This window comes from Bradyrhizobium neotropicale, from assembly GCF_001641695.1.
Lineage (GTDB): Bacteria > Pseudomonadota > Alphaproteobacteria > Rhizobiales > Xanthobacteraceae > Bradyrhizobium > Bradyrhizobium neotropicale.
The window spans coordinates 377,073-393,470 of sequence record NZ_LSEF01000090.1; the positions used below are offsets into that span (position 1 = coordinate 377,073).

At 64.4% G+C, this 16,398-nt stretch carries 16 protein-coding genes; 8 read left to right on the forward strand and 8 right to left on the reverse strand.

What is annotated here, in order from left to right; all coding sequences use genetic code 11:
* Window positions 1-163 precede the first annotated feature (163 nt).
* The 3 genes from AXW67_RS30750 to AXW67_RS30760 form a co-directional block, all read right to left on the reverse strand.
* Window positions 164-628, reverse strand: a complete 465-nt coding sequence (locus AXW67_RS30750; protein WP_051310482.1) for a DoxX family protein — start codon at window positions 626-628, stop codon at window positions 164-166.
* Window positions 629-697: 69 nt separating this feature from the next.
* On the reverse strand, window positions 698-2,059 hold the full coding sequence (locus tag AXW67_RS30755) for an MFS transporter (protein ID WP_063680917.1): 1,362 nt from the start codon (window positions 2,057-2,059) through the stop codon (window positions 698-700).
* Window positions 2,028-3,095, reverse strand: a complete 1,068-nt coding sequence (locus tag AXW67_RS30760; RefSeq protein ID WP_063680918.1) for an amidohydrolase family protein — start codon at window positions 3,093-3,095, stop codon at window positions 2,028-2,030. The genes AXW67_RS30755 and AXW67_RS30760 overlap by 32 nt, the downstream gene beginning before the upstream one ends.
* Window positions 3,096-3,260: 165 nt before the next feature.
* Between AXW67_RS30760 and AXW67_RS30765 the strand changes: the two genes are divergently transcribed.
* Window positions 3,261-3,815: a MarR family winged helix-turn-helix transcriptional regulator gene (locus tag AXW67_RS30765; RefSeq protein ID WP_063680919.1), complete on the forward strand. Its 555-nt coding sequence runs from the start codon at window positions 3,261-3,263 to the stop codon at window positions 3,813-3,815.
* Window positions 3,816-3,836: 21 nt separating this feature from the next.
* Window positions 3,837-5,054, forward strand: coding sequence for a 3-hydroxybenzoate 6-monooxygenase (locus AXW67_RS30770; protein WP_063680920.1), 1,218 nt, complete (start codon window positions 3,837-3,839; stop codon window positions 5,052-5,054).
* 39 nt (window positions 5,055-5,093) lie between these two features.
* Here AXW67_RS30770 and AXW67_RS30775 read toward each other — a convergent pair whose 3' ends face one another.
* Entirely contained in the window at window positions 5,094-5,825 is a 732-nt protein-coding gene (locus tag AXW67_RS30775) for a cytochrome c biogenesis CcdA family protein (protein WP_082908102.1), read from the reverse strand.
* A gap of 205 nt (window positions 5,826-6,030) precedes the next feature.
* Window positions 6,031-6,267, reverse strand: coding sequence for a hypothetical protein (locus AXW67_RS30780; protein WP_245315780.1), 237 nt, complete (start codon window positions 6,265-6,267; stop codon window positions 6,031-6,033).
* A gap of 474 nt (window positions 6,268-6,741) precedes the next feature.
* On the opposite strand from AXW67_RS30780, the gene AXW67_RS30785 reads away from it, so the two are divergent.
* The 5 genes from AXW67_RS30785 (at window position 6,742) to AXW67_RS30805 (ending at window position 11,242) form a co-directional block, all read left to right on the forward strand.
* On the forward strand, window positions 6,742-7,788 hold the full coding sequence (locus AXW67_RS30785) for a LysR family transcriptional regulator (protein WP_063680921.1): 1,047 nt from the start codon (window positions 6,742-6,744) through the stop codon (window positions 7,786-7,788).
* 28 nt (window positions 7,789-7,816) lie between these two features.
* Window positions 7,817-8,188, forward strand: a complete 372-nt coding sequence (locus AXW67_RS30790) for a helix-turn-helix domain-containing protein (RefSeq protein ID WP_027550217.1) — start codon at window positions 7,817-7,819, stop codon at window positions 8,186-8,188.
* 381 nt (window positions 8,189-8,569) lie between these two features.
* Window positions 8,570-9,916 carry a L,D-transpeptidase family protein gene (locus AXW67_RS30795; RefSeq protein ID WP_063680922.1) on the forward strand — a complete coding sequence of 449 codons (1,347 nt, stop codon included), beginning with the start codon at window positions 8,570-8,572 and terminating at the stop codon, window positions 9,914-9,916.
* 120 nt (window positions 9,917-10,036) lie between these two features.
* Entirely contained in the window at window positions 10,037-10,858 is an 822-nt protein-coding gene (locus AXW67_RS30800) for an enoyl-CoA hydratase (RefSeq protein ID WP_027550215.1), read from the forward strand.
* A 105-nt stretch (window positions 10,859-10,963) separates the two neighbouring features.
* Entirely contained in the window at window positions 10,964-11,242 is a 279-nt protein-coding gene (locus AXW67_RS30805; protein ID WP_063680977.1) for a hypothetical protein, read from the forward strand.
* Window positions 11,243-11,358: 116 nt separating this feature from the next.
* Here AXW67_RS30805 and AXW67_RS30810 read toward each other — a convergent pair whose 3' ends face one another.
* From AXW67_RS30810 to AXW67_RS30820, 3 genes are all read right to left on the reverse strand, one after another.
* Window positions 11,359-12,438 carry an isocitrate/isopropylmalate dehydrogenase family protein gene (locus AXW67_RS30810; RefSeq protein ID WP_063680923.1) on the reverse strand — a complete coding sequence of 360 codons (1,080 nt, stop codon included), beginning with the start codon at window positions 12,436-12,438 and terminating at the stop codon, window positions 11,359-11,361.
* 166 nt (window positions 12,439-12,604) lie between these two features.
* Window positions 12,605-13,672: an alcohol dehydrogenase gene (locus AXW67_RS30815; protein ID WP_063680924.1), complete on the reverse strand. Its 1,068-nt coding sequence runs from the start codon at window positions 13,670-13,672 to the stop codon at window positions 12,605-12,607.
* A gap of 150 nt (window positions 13,673-13,822) precedes the next feature.
* On the reverse strand, window positions 13,823-15,019 hold the full coding sequence (locus AXW67_RS30820) for a CaiB/BaiF CoA transferase family protein (protein WP_063680925.1): 1,197 nt from the start codon (window positions 15,017-15,019) through the stop codon (window positions 13,823-13,825).
* A 183-nt stretch (window positions 15,020-15,202) separates the two neighbouring features.
* Between AXW67_RS30820 and glgA the strand changes: the two genes are divergently transcribed.
* The coding region (gene glgA / locus AXW67_RS30825) for a glycogen synthase GlgA (RefSeq protein ID WP_245315776.1) at window positions 15,203-16,398 on the forward strand (1,196 nt) is incomplete at its 3' end.

A 16,398-nucleotide genomic window follows, 5' to 3' on the forward strand; every position in this document is an offset into this window, starting at 1 on the left:
CTCGCGCCTGATCGAGCGCAGCGCGCGCGACCAGCTCGGCGGCGAGGCAACCGTCGACTTCCTGCCGCGCGGCGTCGTCTATACCATCAGTAGCACGCTGGACGAGGCGCGGTAGGCGAAGGGAAAAGCGGATCATCACCATTCGCACGCACATCCTCGGAGATCAGGAGAGTCCAGGCGCACCTTTTGGACCGAGCTTGATGGCCGTCTGCACGGCAAAGGCGCCCGGCCCGTAGGTCGCGATCATCGCAAGAGCCCCGAGCAGGCCGAGATTCTTCAGGAAGTTGACGGTCTGCATCACGACTTGCGCCTCCGGCGCGGCCCAGAAATTGTGAAACATCAGCGTGGCGGCGATCGTGAACGGGAACAGGACCATCGCCGCCTGGCGTGCGAACAGGCCAAGGAGCAGGGCCGCGCCGCATCCGAGTTCGACCGCAACTGCGCCTGCGGCGAGGACGACGCCAAATCCGTCGGCGCCGCCGGGAAGTCGACCGGCAGTCACGGCGAATGCCATCACCTTCCCGATGCCGCTGTAGAGAAACAGCGGTGCGATCGCAGCGCGTGCAAACAGAAGTACCCAGGCATCTGGCGAGTTCGCAGACGCGACGGAGCGGGCGGATGTCGGCATGTCAGATCTCCTCTGGAGAAGTCTCGTTGCTGTAGGTGTGCAGCGCGTTGCTGCTGATCGGCGTGACCATCATCCCTCGGCTGGCGCAACATCGGCGCTCGGCAGACGATTGGCCGCGGCGAGGCCCAGCGATCCGATCGCCAGCGCGCCGACGATGGACGCACCGCCGATCGCCCAGAACACGGCGTCGGGACCGCCGGTGACCTGCTGCAAGAGCCCGATGACGTAGGGACCCAGGATCGCTCCGACCCGGCCGATGCCCAATTCCATCCCCACGCCGCTGGCGCGGAAGCAGGTCTCGTATGAGCCGGCCGTGAAATTGTTGAGGACGTGCTGCGCGCCGATGATGCAGAAACCCGCAACGGCGACGATCGCGAGATTGACGCCATGGCCGCTGACGAAGACGAGCGCCAGCACGGCAATCCCGCCACTCATCCACCATGTCGCAAGATATCGGGGCGTCAGCGCAAAATTGCGGTCGGCCAGCATCGCGAGCGTCAGGCCGCCGATGAAGGACATCGCCTGCATCAGGGCGCCGAAGCCGAAAGAGGCTGCAAAGGTCTCGCCGCGCTTCAGCATGACCGTCGGAATCCAACCCGTGAGACCGAAGATCGCGAACAGGCTGAGGAACGCCGTGATCCAGATGGTCAGGGAGACACGGCGATAGCGCGGGCTGAGCAAGGCTCCTATGGTGCTCTGCGGGAGCGTGCAGTCGACTGAGGCGAACGTCGCAGTCTGATAGACCGCCGCCCGCTCCGGCCGCAGGCGCGCGAGCAACGCGCGCAATTCAGGGACACGCGACCGGGCCGCCAGGAAGCGCGGGCTTTCCGGCAGAATGGCGTGGGCGACGAAGGTCAGCGGGATCGAGAGCGCGCCGACGTAATAGAGGATTTGCCAACCGTGCTGCGGCGTCAGGAACACGCCGACGAGACCGGCGGCGACACCTCCGAGCGACCAGCCCAGCGTCACGCCCCACAGCGAGAAGGTGTTGCTGACGCGCTTCGGCGCGAGCTCGTTGATGAAAGTCGTCCCTAACGGCAGCAACACGCCGAGGCCAACTCCGGTGACGAAGCGCAAGGCACAGTAGCTCCAGAAGTCGCTCGCCAACATCGCGGTCAGCAAGGTGAAGACGTTGACGATCCACAAACCCGCGAGCAGCGTGCCGCGACGGCCGAAGCGGTCGGCGACGCTGCCGTGACCGATCGCGCCGAACAGGAATCCGACGAGACCCGAGCTCACCAGAAACCCCGCCTGGCTTGGTGCGAGCCCCCAGGGCTGAACCACGTAGTGGATGACATAGGCCGGATTGAAGGTGTCATAGCCGTCGAACAGCGTGATGAGTGTGATGAGGATGCCGAGCAGCTTGTGGAACGGGCCGATCGAAGCGCCGGACAATTCCTCATGCACGTCGATTTCGGACGAGATGCTCACGGGTTTCCTCCATTGAAATTGATGACATCTTCTGCTCTGCGGCAGATTGGATTGATGCGTCGCCGAGCCCGAACAGGGCGCGCGCGTTGTCGCGGCCGATCTTGAGGCGGTCGCCTTCGGAGATCGTCGCGGCATCGAACCAGTCGGCGGCGTGGTCGATGTTCTCGAACGGCCAGTCGGCGGAGAAGAGGATGCGATCGGCGCCGATCTCGAGCATTGCGTCGATCAGCGCCTGGGTGCGGAAGTTGCCGGACGTGGTGATGTAGAAATTTTCACGAAAATAGTCGGCGATCTTGCGCCGCGCCGGATAGGCATTCTGGGTCCGCATCCACTTGTTGTGGTTGTCGACGCGCCACATCGAGTAAGGCAGCCCCTCCCCCATGTGGCCGAGGATGATCTGCAGCCGCGGGTAGGCGTCGAACAGGCCGGAGCCCATCAGGCGCAAGGCGTGCACCGCGGTCTCCTGTCCGAACGCCCAGGTCGGGCCCAGCAGCCAGCGATGGCCCTCGTAGATGGCCGCGTCCTTCGCAAGCGGATTGCGTGGGTGCAGATAAAAGGGAACGCCGAGACGCTCGACCTCCGACCAGAACGGCCAGAACTCCTTGCGATCGTAATAGATGGCGTGATCCGTGCCGGCGAGCTCGCTGAAGCCGTTGACGAGCGCGCCGCGGAATCCCAGGTCACTGACGCAACGATCGAGCTCGCGCGCAGCCGCGTCAGGATCCTGCATCGGCAGCGCGGCGAGGCCCTGGAAGCGGTCAGGCCGCCTTGCGACCTGCTCGGCGAGAAAATCGTTGGCACGGCGCGACAGATCGATCGCACGGTTGCGGTCGGCAATCGCCTGGACCGCCGGCGCATTCAGCGACAGCAGCATCATCTCTATGCCGTAGGCGTCCATCTCCGCGAGCCGGCGGTCGTGGATGTCGAGCAGCCGCGCCTTCAGCTCGATCCAGTCCTCGGCCGGGGCAAATCCCGCGCTGTCCTGGACGGTGCCCTCCATCGCGAAATGCTCTTCGAGCGCAATCTTGCCCTGCATGACGTCGTTCCTTCGGCTTTGCTTTCGGCGTTGACAAAGCAAAGCATCGGGCGCAAATATTTGTCAATGATAAAGTTGCATTTGCAAATGATTGATATGCAAATATTGCGCATGCGAAGGTTGGCGCTTATTCCGGGCGGAGATCTCCCGTCAGGACCCAAGCCCATGTATCGATTTTCGAATTCGCTTCCCTATCTCCTCGCCCGGCTCGGCGTGCGCATGGGCGACCTCTTCGCGCGCGTGATCCGTCACGAGAAGTTGACGCTTCCGATGTACCGCGTGCTCGCCGCTCTGTCGGAGCAAGGCCATCCGTTGCGGCTCGGAGAGATCGCCGAGCTGACCTCGGCCGATGTGTCCACCCTGTCGCGCATCGTCGCGGAGATGAGCCGCGCGGGCCTTTTGACACGCGACCGGCCCGAGAACGACCAGCGCAGTCTCCAGGTCGTCCTGACGCCCAAGGGCGCCGAGCTGGCGGCGCGGCTGATGCCGCTCGCCGCCTATTATGAAGAGATCGCGACCGGCAGCATGTCAGCCAAGGAAGCGGCAGAGCTCAAGCGCGTGCTGGTCGAACTCTACAAGAACATCGACCGGCTCGAGCAGGAAGTCGAAGCCGGATTGATCAAGGTCCCACCGCCGGCGCGGTCGAAGGAAGCCCGCGACGAGCGGCCAGAGGCGAAAGCCAGGACGAGCCAGCAGCGCGGCAAGACATCACGAAAATAGGGAAACGACCGAGGAGAGGCCATGCGACAGCATCCCATCATCATCGCAGGCGGCGGCATTGGCGGGCTTGCAGCCGCAATCGCGCTGGCGCGGAAGGGGTTCCAGGTCACGGTCCTCGAGCGCGCGTCGCGCTACCAGGAGATCGGCGCCGGCATACAGCTCGGTCCCAACGCATTTCACGCCTTCGATCGCCTGGAGCTCGGCGATGCCGCGCGGTCGATCGCCGTCTTCATCGACCAGCTCCGGCTGATGGATGCGATCTCGGCGGAAGAGATCACCAATATCGATCTGACCAGCTATTTCCGCCGCCGCTTCGGCAATCCCTATGCGGTGGTCCATCGCGGCGACCTTCACGGCATCTTCGTCCGCGCCTGCGAGGAACATCCCAATGTCACCTTGAGGACCGACTGCGACGTCGTCGGCTTTGAGCAGAGCGGCGCACGAGCCACGGCCCTGCTCAAGTCCGGCGAGCGCGTCACCGGGTGTCTACTGATCGGTGCTGACGGGCTCCGCTCCCGCATTCGCCAGCAGATGGTCGCCGACGGCGCGCCGCGGATCGCCGGGCACACCACTTATCGGTCGGTCATCCCGACCGAGCAGATGCCGGAGGATCTGCGCTGGAACGCGGCGACGCTGTGGGCCGGCGCCAAGTGCCACCTGGTGCATTACCCGCTGTCGGGCTGGAAGGTGTTCAATCTGGCGATCACCTGCCACAACGACCCGGTGGAGGCTTTCGCGGCTAGGCCCGTGACCCATGAGGAGGTCCTTGAAGGGTTTCGCGACGTGCATCCCCGCGCCAAGGCGATCATTCATCACGGAAGGGACTGGAAGGCGTGGGTGACCTGCGACCGGGATCCGACCGATCGCTGGATCGACGGCCGCATCGTCCTCCTGGGCGACGCCGCGCATCCGATGCTGCAGTATTTTGCCCAAGGCGCCTGCATGGCGCTGGAGGATGCGGTATGCCTTGCCGAAGAACTCGACGGCACGGAAGGCGACGTCGCCCACGCCCTGGAGCGATACCGAAATGCCCGACTGCTGCGCACCGCGCGGGTCCAGCTTCAGGCCCGGGAACTCGGCGATCACGTCTACCATCCGGCCGGGGTCCACGCGCTCCTGCGCAATCAGCTCATTCGCGACACCAGCCTGGAGCGCTTCTGCGAGAACCTCGCCTGGCTCTATCAGGACCCGTTCTCCGCACGGCCGTCAGACGTCGGAAGGAAGACCGCGCAGGCTTGAGGCTGGCACGCGCGCGATCGGCAAGCGTCTGATCCGGCGCTAGCCGAAGGTCTGCAGTACGGGAAACGTCTCGAGCAGCCAGATGCTCATGTTCGAGACCGCACCGGTGAGGAACGCGATGCCGGTGATCACCATCAACACCCCCATGGCGCGCTCGACATTGACGAGCTGCCGCTTCATGCGCGCGAACAGTTTCGAGAACTGCTCGATCATCAAGGCGGCGATCAGGAAGGGAATGCCGAGGCCTGCGGAATAGACCGCGAGCAGGCCCGCGCCCTTGGTCACCGTCGCCTCGGCCGCGGCGATGGAGAGGATCGCGGCGAGGATCGGGCCGATGCAGGGCGTCCAGCCGAAGGCGAAGGCGAGCCCCATGACATAGGCGCCCCAGAGCCCGACGGGCTTGGGAATCGGCAGCCGGCCTTCGCGCATCAAGAAGCCGATGCGGGTCAATCCGAGGAAGTGCAGACCCATCACGATGATGACCACGCCGGCGAGGATCGAGAGCTCGGCCGACCAGGCCCGGATCAGCCCGCCGACCAGCGAGGCGCTGGCGCCAAGCGCGACGAAGATCGTGGAGAAGCCCAGCACGAACAGCAGCGCCGACATCATGACCGCGCGCTTGGAGGCCGATGCCGGCTCCTCGCTCTCGACATGCTCGATCGTGGCGCCGGTCAGGTAGATCAGATAGGGCGGAACCAGGGGCAGAACGCAAGGGGAGAGAAAGCTGACGAGGCCGGCTATCAGCGCCGCCGGGATCGAAACATTTTGCATGATGCAGTCAGAGCCATTTCAGCCCTCGGGGCGCAGCGCGCGAGGACTGCGCGAGGCCGGAGCCAGACGGCTCAGGTGTAGCCGATGCCGGGGAATGCGCAACCGAGGCGCAGGAAAACCAGGCTCCTCCCGATGCCGTCTGTGATCACAGGTGCGGCATCGGGACGCGCACAAATCTCGCAAAAACGAGACTGGGCGGCGCGGGTTATTTCACCACGCGGAGCAGCGGACGCCGGGGCTGGTCCTGCGTCTGCTTGGAAGGCGGCGGCGGTTCGCTTGCAGCGCTCCGCACCATTTCGTCGCACAATGCCCGAAGGTCGGCATTGTCAATTCCTTTGAGTCTCATCCGCAAATCGAGGATGACGATCGAGAGCAATTCGGCCGTCTCCCGGCTGTTGCTCTGGTTGAGGACCTTGCGGCACTCGTCGAGCGTTTCCAGCACCGACTGCAATTGTTCATCTAAATGCGACACCGGCGTTCTTTCCGTTCGTTCGGCCTGCGAGAAGCGATGGCAACGTTCCCCTCGGCCCCCATACCAGGGTGAGGATAGCACGGGGATTCCGCGCCTTCGAACACGAATTCAGCGCGTTCCAGGCCTGAAACCGGGGTTCCGTCCAGAGCACCCCGCCATGTGATGGGCGAAAATCGAACCAGTATCGCGACGCCGGACCGGTCGCGGCGCAGTGGCCGCCCTTCCGGATGGAATCCGCTCTCCTCGCAGCCATCTCAAGGCTCGCAACGGAACGCACGCGACACCCCTCTTCCGGACAACAGCCTGCCCGATTCCCAACCCCAAGCGCACTCAAATACCACTCACGGCACAATAACGATGGCGTTTAAAAGTCGCCACCCCGCAACCCGCCGTGGTTGTGGTTTGCTTAAGATTCTGCCAGTTTAGCGGGCCGGAAGGACTTGTATGCACCTCTTGGCGGAAAGGGGCGTTCCTCTGGAGGAACGCCAAAAAGCAAATCTCGGCGGCCTCTCGGATTGGGATGCGGCCCGGATATTCCTTGAAGTTGTCCGTTGCGGCAGTTTCCGCTCGGCGGCCGAACGCCTTTCGTTGTCGATCAACGCCGTCCGCCGGCGAATCGACGATTTCGAGCGCCAGACCGGCATCACCCTGTTCACCCGCGACGTCCACGGCACGCATCTGACCGACGAAGGCGCGCTGGTGGTCTCCGCCGTCGAGCGAATGGAGGCGGCGACCTTCGACGTTGTGCGCGCCAGTGATTCGAAGGCCAATGCTCTGTCGGGCGAGGTGCGGGTCGCCGTCACCGAAGGGCTCGGGACATTCTGGCTCGCCCCGCGCCTGGTCGAATTCCAGCAAACCTATCCGAAGATCCTCGTCGACCTGCATTGCGCGATGCGTTCGGCCGACGTCTCGCGCCACGAGGCCGACGTCGCCATCCATCTGTCGCGCCCCTCCGCGCTCGATATCAAGCTGGTGCGGCTCGGCCGCATGCATCTGATGTTCTGGGCCGCGAAGCAATACGTCGAGAAACATGGCGCGCCGCAGACGGCGGCGGAATTGATCAAGCACCGCCTGGTGCTGCAATTCGCCGATCAGCTCGCCGCCAAGGAAACTTTTGAGAGCTTCTTCCCGGGCGTTCCTGAACGTGACCTTCTGGTCATGAAGACCAACGTCTCAAGCGCCAACTATTGGGCTGTCGCGAACGGCGCCGGAATCGGCGTATTCCCGAGCTACGCCATTGCGCTTGGCGGGAAGTTGACTCCACTGGAGGTCGCGCTGAACAGACCGCTGGATATCTGGTTGTCCTACCACCCCGGTAGCGGCCGAATCCCGAGAGTGCGGCACATGATTGACTGGCTGATCGAAGCTTTCAATCCGGCACGCTTCCCGTGGTTTAAGGACGAGTTCGTGCATCCGCATGAATTCAAGGACTTGTATATGGGCGAACCCCTGACCCAGCTCTTCGGGGGATTTTCAACCGAAGAACGGTGAGAACACTATGAAAGCAGCGGCAAAGAGAATGAAGCAGCGCAGCGCTGGCAAGCCGGACATCGAGCTTGGCAAACGGATTCGTCTGCGGCGTGTCGAGATGAAGATCTCGCAGGCCGAACTGGGCGAAAAGCTCGGCGTCAGCTTCCAGCAGGTCCAAAAGTACGAGAAGGGCGTCAACCGCGTCGGCGCGGCTCGGCTTCAGCAGATCGCTGGCGCCCTCGATGTACCCGTCACCTTCTTCTACGACGGCGACAACAAGGCGCGCGAGGTCGAGAGCCTGCTCTTCCTCGACAGCGCCTTCAGCCTGCGGCTGCTGCGCGCCTACAGCAAGATCAAGGACCAGACGGTGCAGCGTCAGCTCGTCTCGCTGATGGAATCGATCGCGGCAAACGAAGGCTGAGATCGACCAGGTCTGGCCATCAGAGCCGATGTTCAATCCGCCGCGCGCGGGGGCGCGGCCGGATTGAACGAGACCTTGGCTTGCGCGTGACGCGCAGGCTCCGCTTTTTCGGGGCGGCCTGACCGCCCTTTTTCTTTTTCCGGCATTCCCCTGCCATTGCACTCGCAGTTTTCGCGAACCGAGTCGGGCTCTGCCGCGACCTAATCGGGGGGCCCCGAACGCAGCGGGCCCGCGCTGCGCACGCTTAATCGGACCGCAACCCGCATGCCCTAGCCTCCCGGTAGCTTCGCCATCCGGAGCATCGGCCGGTACGGCGCGGCGGATCTGCACTATCTCGCGAGCGCCCGTCCGGGCCTCGTTCTCATGGGGAAGACCAGACACATGTTGAAGCGCCACGCCGTGATCGTTGCCCTTGGCCTGTTCGCGAGCGCCCCGGCGCTGGCGCAAACGGAGACGACCGGTCAGGCCGGCCCGAGGCCTGCGAGCCCCGGCACGGTGCCTGCGGCCGCCAATCCGGCCCACGCGCCCGCGCCGAAAGCTGCCGCATCGACATCCGCCTCGACGCCGGAGAGCCGCTCGGCCGCGGCGCTCGCGCTGACGCACGAGCCGACCTATGACGAAGGCACTGCGCAGCGGATCAAGGACGCCGCGCTGAGCTATTCCGATCTCGCGGTCCGTGGCGGCTGGCCGACGATCCCTGCAGATGCGAAATTCGCGCTTGGAGTCCAGGGCGCCAACGATGATCTGCTGCGTAAGCGGCTGATCGTCTCCGGCGACCTCGCCGCCGACAAAACGAGCGGCGCCTTCGACCAGGATCTTGCCGACGCCGTGAAGCGCTTCCAGGTGCGCCACGGCCTCGCCCCGACCGGAACGATGACGCCGCGCACGATCGCGGCCATGAACGTGCCCGTGCAGAAGCGCATCCGCCAGTTGGAGGCTTCGCTCGAGCGGCTCGAGAACATCAACTTCGCCTTCGGCCAGCGCTACGTCGTCGTCAACATCCCCGCGGCCTTTGCCGAAGCGGTCGAGAACGACATCGTGGTGCGGCGCTATCGCGTGATCGTCGGCAAGACCGAAAAACCGTCGCCGACGCTCACCGCGTCGATCAGCAGCGTTGTCCTCAATCCGACCTGGACGGTGCCCTCCTCGATCGCCAAGACCGAAATCTCCGCGCATATGCGTAAAGATCCGAGCTACCTGTCGCGCATGCACATGGAGGTGCTCGATGGCCACGACAATCCGATCGATCCGCATTCGGTCGACTGGTCGGGCACTCACACGCCGAATTTCACGGTGCGGCAGCAGAACGGCACGTGGAACGCGCTCGGCGCAGTCAAGATCGACATGCCGAACCCCTATTCGGTCTACATGCACGACACCAACCAGCGCAACCTGTTCAGCGACGACTACCGCTTCGACTCCCACGGCTGCTCGCGCGTCGACAATGTGCGCGATCTCGCCGCCTGGCTGCTGAAGGATCAGCCGAAGTGGAGCCGCGCCGCGATCGACGCGGAGATCGCCACCGGGCAGCATCAGGAGGTCGCCATGGCGAAGAAGGTACCGGTGGCCTGGATCTACCTGACAGCGTGGATGACCAAGGACCAGACCATCCAGTTCCGCAACGACATCTATAACCAGGACGAACAGTTGCTTGAGGCAACCGCCGAAGAGGCGGCGTTCTTCAGCAATGCCGCCAACCATCCGCTGACCGCGCACATGGCACAGTAGGACGGCTCACCAGGCATGCAATCGCGGCACAGGCGGATGCAAAGCTCCTCGCCTTGCCGCGGTTGACCCTGACATCGCGTCAGCCGCACATTGCGCTCCTCAACGAGAAGCGGGTGCGCGATGCCGGACCAATCCAACACGACTGAAGTCGCCTACGCCGACGGCAAGATCCTCAAGCACGCCGCCGACGGCGTTGGCGTGATCACCTTCAACAATCCCGACAAGCGCAATGCGATGTCGCTGGAGATGTGGGAGGGCTTTGGCGAGGCGCTGACGAGCTTGCGCGACGACGATGCGGTGCGCGTCGTGATCCTGCGCGGGGCCGGCGGCAAGGCGTTCGTCTCGGGCGCCGACATCAGCCAGTTCGAGAAGACCCGCCACAACGCCGCGGCGTCCGAGGAATACTCTAGGCGCAGCGCCGCCCAGCGTGCGCTGCTCGCCGACTATCCCAAGCCGACGATCGCCTGCATCCAGGGCTTCTGTCTCGGTGGCGGCATGCAGGTCGCGATGCTCGCCGACATCCGCATCGCCGCGCACAGCAGCCAGTTCGGCATTCCCGCGGCAAAGCTCGGCATCGCCTATGGCTATGACGGTTTGCGGAATCTGGTGTCACTGGTCGGCCCGTCCTGGGCGCGACTTCTGATGTACACGGGCATGCGCATCGATGCGACGGAAGCGCTGCGCATCGGGCTGATCGAGCGGATGATCCCGGACGATCAGCTCTGGGGCGAGACCATGTTGATCGCGGAAACGATTTCCGGCAACGCACCGCTCGCGATCAAGGCCGCAAGGATCACCATTGCACAGGTGCTGAAGGACGAAAGCCAGCGCGACATGGAGGCGATCAAGGCGATCGGCAACGCCTGCATGGACTCTGCGGATTTCCGCGAAGGCCGGCAGGCCTTCATGGAGAAGCGCAAGCCGCAGTTCCAGGGACGCTGAAACTGAACCAACATTCACGAAGATTAAATTCCTCGCTGCCTCGCGCTGCACAGCAACTAACTGATCTCCCAAATGTTCTTTCGCCACAACGAGAGGGAGATTGCGATGAAACTCAAGTTTGCTGTTCTTGGCCTGGCTGCCATGGGCGGTGCTGCGCTGGCGTCAGGGCAGGCCCTGGCGGCGATGCCGAACGGCATTCCGCAGGCCGATCGACTCGCAAGCGGTCCGGCCGCGGACATCGATCAGGTGCGCTGGGTGTGTAACCCCTGGGGCCGTTGCTGGTGGCGTCCGAACTATTATGGCGCCTATGGCTTCTACGGCGGTCCGCGACGCTTCTACGGATCGCGTCCGTGGGGCTGGGGCCACCGCTGGCACCGCTGGTGAATGACGAAGGGGCCTCTTGGGCCCCTTTTTCTTTGTGTCGGGTTGTGGCCGCATCGACGGTACGCTCCCTCGCCCCGCTTGCGGGGAGAGGTGTGGCGCCGCTCTTCAGTTGTTTTTCAGAGCGCCGCGAGCACCGCTTTCGCGATGTCAGCGGTGCCGTTGCTGCCGCCGAACTCCATCGGCTTGATGCCGCCGGCATAGACTTGGTCAACTGCGCGCTCGATCTTCTCGCCGGCCTCGGCCGCGCCCTCCAGGCCGTGCTTGTCGGCGAGCCAGTCCAGCATCATCGCGGCCGACAAGATCATGCCGGTGGGATTGGCCTTGCCCTGCCCCATGATGTCGGGAGCGGTGCCGTGGCAGGGTTGAAACACCGCGTAGCGGTCGCCGATATCTGCCGACGGCGCCATGCCGAGGCCGCCGATCAGACTCGCGGTGATGTCGGAGACGATGTCGCCGAACATGTTCTCCATCACCATCACGTCGAAATCCCAGGGACGCTTCACCAGCATCGCCGAACAGGCATCGACATAGAGGCGGTCGGTCTTCACCTCCGGATGATTCCTGGCAATCTCGTCGAAGATGCCGCGAAAGAAGGCGAACGCCTTGAACACGTTCGCCTTGTCGACGCAGGCGAGCGCGCCGCGCTTGCCGCGCGCCTTGCGCCGCTCGGCGAGGCGGAACGAAAACTCGAACAGGCGTTCGGAGGTCTTGCGCGTGATCACCATGGTCTCGCGCGCGTCCTCATGCGTGACGACGCCCTTGCCCATCGAGGCGAACAGGCCCTCGGTCGACTCCCGGATCACGACGAGGTCGATGCCGCGCTGATCGGCGCCGACGATCGGGCTCGGCACGCCCGGAATGAGCCGCGCCGGACGCACGCCGGCATAGAGATCGAAGATGAAGCGCAGCTCGATCTGCGGCGCGATCTCGGTGTTGTCAGGGTAGCGAACCGACGGCAGGCCGCAGGCCCCGAGCAGAATCGCATCTGCCTCCTCGCAGAGTTTGATCGTGGACTCCGGCATCGACTTGCCGGTCGCGAGATAGTTGTTGGCGCCGGCCGGCGCATCGGTGAAGCGAAAGCTCAAGCCGGACTTCTGCTCGATCTTGCGCAGCACCTCGATCGCCGGCGCCATGACCTCGGGACCGATGCCGTCACCGGCGAGCACGGCAATGTGGAAGGCGTTGTTTGCGGACATTGAGGGTTCCCAAGCGAAGAAAAGAAAGGCCTCGTCATTGCGAGGAGCTGGCGACAAAATTGCAGAGCAATTTTGCGCTGAAGCGACGAAGCAATCCAGATCGTTTACGCGGATGGATTTCTGGATTGCTTCGCTTCGCTCGCAATGACGAAGGATGGAGCGTTCACTACGGCGTCAGCACCGTCCGGCCGACCACCGCGCCCTGCTGCAATTGCAGCAACGCGTCATTGGCCTTAGCCAGCGGCAGCCGCGTCACCGGGATCGGCGGCACCTTCTTGGTGCGGACGAGATCGAGCAGCTCCTGCGTCTCGCGCAGGTTTCCGACATAGCTGCCCTGGATCGTCACCGCCTTGATCGGGATCAGCGGCAGCGCCCAGGTCGCACCGCCGCCGAACAGGCCGACGATGACGAGCTTGCCGCCCTTGGTCAGGCAGTCGAAACCGAGCTGCGTCGTCGCGGCATTGCCGACGAGGTCGATCACGGCGCGGATCGGACCGCCTGCCTTTTTGCCGAGCTGCTCCAGCGCGTCGCCCGCCTTGGGATCGACGGTGGCGAGCGCGCCGGCCTTCTCCGCCGCCTCGCGCTTCCTCGCGTCGATGTCGACCATGATCGCGCCCTTGCCGCCCATCGCCTTCAAGAGCGACAGCGCCATCAGGCCGAGTCCGCCGGCGCCGAACATCACGATCGGCGTATCGAAATGCTGCTCGACCTTCTTCAGCGCGCTGTAAGTGGTGACGCCCGAGCAGGCGTAAGGCGCGGTCGTCGCGGGATCGAGCCCTTTGAGATTGAGCAGATAGCGCGGATGCGGCACCAGCATGTGGTCGGCATAACCGCCGTCGCAATAGACGCCGAGCGAGCGCGGCGTCAGGCACATGTTCTCGTCGCCCGCAAGACAGGTCGCGCATTTGCCGCAGCCGATCCAGGGATAGACGAGGCCGACATCGCCGAGCTTGAGATCGCCCTGATCGGTCGGCTTCACGTCCGGTCCGAAGGCGATCACCTCGCCCACCGTCTCGTGGCCCATGGTCAGCGGCAGGTTGATGCCGCGGTCTTTGAGCGACAACGGCTTGCGGCCGTGGCCGAGATCGTAGCCGCCTTCCCAGATATGCAGGTCGCTGTGGCAGACGCCGGCCGCCTTCACCTTGATCAGCACCTGCGTGCCCTGCGGCTCCGGCGTCGGTTGATCGAACTCCCTCAGCGGCGCCTTGAAATCGGCAACCTTGAAACTCTTCATGGGCGTCTCCCGCATGTTTCTTGTTGTCGCCGCCAGCATGCCACGGCCGGACCAGCGAGACAAATTCAGACCTGTCTTAGTTTACGCCGCCGGACGATGGCAAGCAGGCCGCGCGCAAAGCTGCATCGCGTGCAACCACGATGACGATCTTCAACCTTGTGCCGCCGTTTTGCCTGACGGAATTGCCGCAGCATCGGCAAGACCTATCTCCTCGCACAACGCGCGCGTGTGCTCACCGAGCACGGCCATCGTCTTGCCCGGCGTGGTGTCAGCGCCCGACATCCGGAACGGCAGGTTGAGGACCTGGAAGGAGCCGCCTTCGTCCTGCACAACAGACAGTGCCTGGCGATGCTCGAGCTGCGGATCGCGCAGCGCCTCGGCCACCGTGCGGTAGGCCGAAGCAGGCACGCCCGCCTCCGCGAGCGCAGCGAGGCACGCGTCCGTCGGGAGCTGCCGAGACCACGTCTCGACGCCGTCCATCATGTCAGCCCAGTTGTCGCGCCGTGCGCCGTAGGTGGAGAAGCGCGCGTCCAATATCCACTCGGGCTGGCCGATCACGCCCATCAGCGCCTGAAATGTCTTCTCGCTGGCGACGGTGATCATGACGTAGCCGTTCGCCGTTTCGGTCGGGCCGAACATCGGACGCGGCGGCGGCTTCACGGCGAACTGCGAGCTCTGCAACTCGATCACCGTCAATGTCAGCATCGATTCCAGCATGGAGACGTCGATGTGCTGGCCGAGGCCGGTGACCGTGCGCTGATACAGCGCCGCGGCGATCGCGCCGAAGCCGTAGGTGCCGGTGACGACGTCGGCATGGTAGATGCCGCAATAGTCGGGACGGTGGCGGCCGGGCTGGTAGGCGAGATGCGCCATGTCATAGCCCGACGCCGCATGGATCACCGGCGCATAGGCCGGCAGCTCAGCCGACGGGCCACTCTGGCCGTAGCCGGAGATCGAGCAGTAGATCAGCTTGGGATTGACCGGGCGCAGCTTGTCGTAGTCGAGCCGCAGGCGACGCATCACGCCTGGCCGGAAGTTCTCGACCAGGATGTCGGCGGTCGCAGCCAGCCGGCGCACCGCCTCCTTGCCGTCCTCCGACTTCAGATCGAGCACGATGCTCTTCTTGCCGACGTTGAGCTGGCCGAACACGGTGCTGCAGCCCTTGCGCAGCGGCGGCCGGGAGCGCATCGTCTCGCCGCCGTCAGTCTCGATCTTGATCACCTCGGCGCCCATGTCGGCGAGCATCCGGGCGCAGTGGGGACCGGCGATCGTCGTCGAAAAATCCAGGACCCGCAGGCCGGCGAAGGCCTTTGTCGTCGTCCCCTCATGCTGATCTGCTAGCTGCATCCTTGGAGTCCCCCTTAGGAACAACGGGTGTTCTTCTTGGTTGATGCGCCGACCCTAGATGGCGGCGGCCCGGTAGGAAAGTCTTTACCGAGCGGACGCGTCTTTCCGGGCGGGCTTAGGAATGCTGGGTAACTGGACCCGTTCTTGCATAGCAGCAAACGGGCTCGGAAGAGGGCATCATTCTTGAGGGTCTTGTTCGTCACGACCGAGATGGACGACTTCGTCCGCGTAGGCGGACTTGGCGCCGTTTCGGCTGCGCTCCCCAGAGCCCTTCGCCCCTTCGCCGATATCCGGATCATGCTGCCCGGCTATCGCGACATCATCGAACAACTCACGCATATTCAGATCGTTGGCCGCTGTCCGGCATTCGCGGAAATGCCGGCCTGCTCGCTCGGCCGGGCCTCCACCAAGGACGGTCTGCCGGTCTACGTGCTGTTGTGCTCGCAGCTCTACGACCGTCCGGGCAACCCTTACGGCGACGAGACCGGGCGCGACTGGCCGGACAACGACATCCGCTTCGCGCGCTTTGCGTCGGCAGCCGCTGAGCTGGCCGCAGGCAGGCTGGACAAGGATTGGGCAGCAGACCTGGTCCATGCCAATGACTGGCAGGCCTCGCTGGTGCCGGCTTATCTCGCCTGGCGGGGCGCCGGGATCCCGTCGATCCTGACCATCCACAACCTCGCCTATCAGGGACTCTTCCCGAGGGACACACTGCGGCGCATCGGCGCACCGGAGAGTTCCTTCCATATCGATGGCATCGAATTCTATGACCAGCTCTCCTTCCTCAAGGCCGGGCTCGTCTATGCCTCGCACCTCACCACCGTCAGCGGCACCTATGCGCGGGAGATCACCACGCCTGAATTCGGCTGCGGCCTGGAAGGCCTGCTGCGGCTGCGCTCCGATGCGGCCGAGCTCACCGGCATCCTGAACGGCATCGACGAGTCCTGGGACCCGCGTTCCTGCGCACAGCTCGCCCAGCAATTCGGCGCCGGCGACTGGGTCGGCAAGAAGGCCAATGCGGACTACGTGCGCAAGCAGTTCGGGCTCGCGGTGTCGCGCGGGCCGATGTTCGGCATCGTCGCGCGGCTGGTGCACCAGAAGGGCATCGACCTCGTGCTGTCGGCGGCCGACGAGATCATCGATGCCGGCGGGCAGATCGTGGTCACCGGCTCCGGCGAGCCCGCGCTCGAGCAGGCGCTCGTCGCGGCGCATCGCCGCCGCCCGGACGCCATCGGTGTCGTCATCGGCTTCAATGAGGCCCAAGCGCGGCGGATCTTCGCCGGCAGCGATTTCATTCTGATGCCGTCGCGCTTCGAGCCGTGCGGGCTCAGCCAGATGTACGCTCAGCGCTTCGGCTCGCTGCCGATCGGCCACCAGAC

Coding starts and splice junctions, on each gene's coding strand:
- AXW67_RS30775 (WP_082908102.1), bottom strand. CDS start 5,825: ATGCAAAATGTTTCGATCCCGGCGGCGCTGATAGCCGGCCTCGTCAGC.
- AXW67_RS30770 (WP_063680920.1), top strand. CDS start 3,837: ATGCGACAGCATCCCATCATCATCGCAGGCGGCGGCATTGGCGGGCTT.
- AXW67_RS30810 (WP_063680923.1), bottom strand. CDS start 12,438: ATGTCCGCAAACAACGCCTTCCACATTGCCGTGCTCGCCGGTGACGGC.
- AXW67_RS30765 (WP_063680919.1), top strand. CDS start 3,261: ATGTATCGATTTTCGAATTCGCTTCCCTATCTCCTCGCCCGGCTCGGC.
- AXW67_RS30800 (WP_027550215.1), top strand. CDS start 10,037: ATGCCGGACCAATCCAACACGACTGAAGTCGCCTACGCCGACGGCAAG.
- AXW67_RS30785 (WP_063680921.1), top strand. CDS start 6,742: ATGCACCTCTTGGCGGAAAGGGGCGTTCCTCTGGAGGAACGCCAAAAA.
- AXW67_RS30815 (WP_063680924.1), bottom strand. CDS start 13,672: ATGAAGAGTTTCAAGGTTGCCGATTTCAAGGCGCCGCTGAGGGAGTTC.
- AXW67_RS30805 (WP_063680977.1), top strand. CDS start 10,964: ATGAAACTCAAGTTTGCTGTTCTTGGCCTGGCTGCCATGGGCGGTGCT.
- AXW67_RS30820 (WP_063680925.1), bottom strand. CDS start 15,019: ATGCAGCTAGCAGATCAGCATGAGGGGACGACGACAAAGGCCTTCGCC.
- AXW67_RS30760 (WP_063680918.1), bottom strand. CDS start 3,095: ATGCAGGGCAAGATTGCGCTCGAAGAGCATTTCGCGATGGAGGGCACC.
- AXW67_RS30750 (WP_051310482.1), bottom strand. CDS start 628: ATGCCGACATCCGCCCGCTCCGTCGCGTCTGCGAACTCGCCAGATGCC.
- AXW67_RS30795 (WP_063680922.1), top strand. CDS start 8,570: ATGTTGAAGCGCCACGCCGTGATCGTTGCCCTTGGCCTGTTCGCGAGC.
- AXW67_RS30790 (WP_027550217.1), top strand. CDS start 7,817: ATGAAGCAGCGCAGCGCTGGCAAGCCGGACATCGAGCTTGGCAAACGG.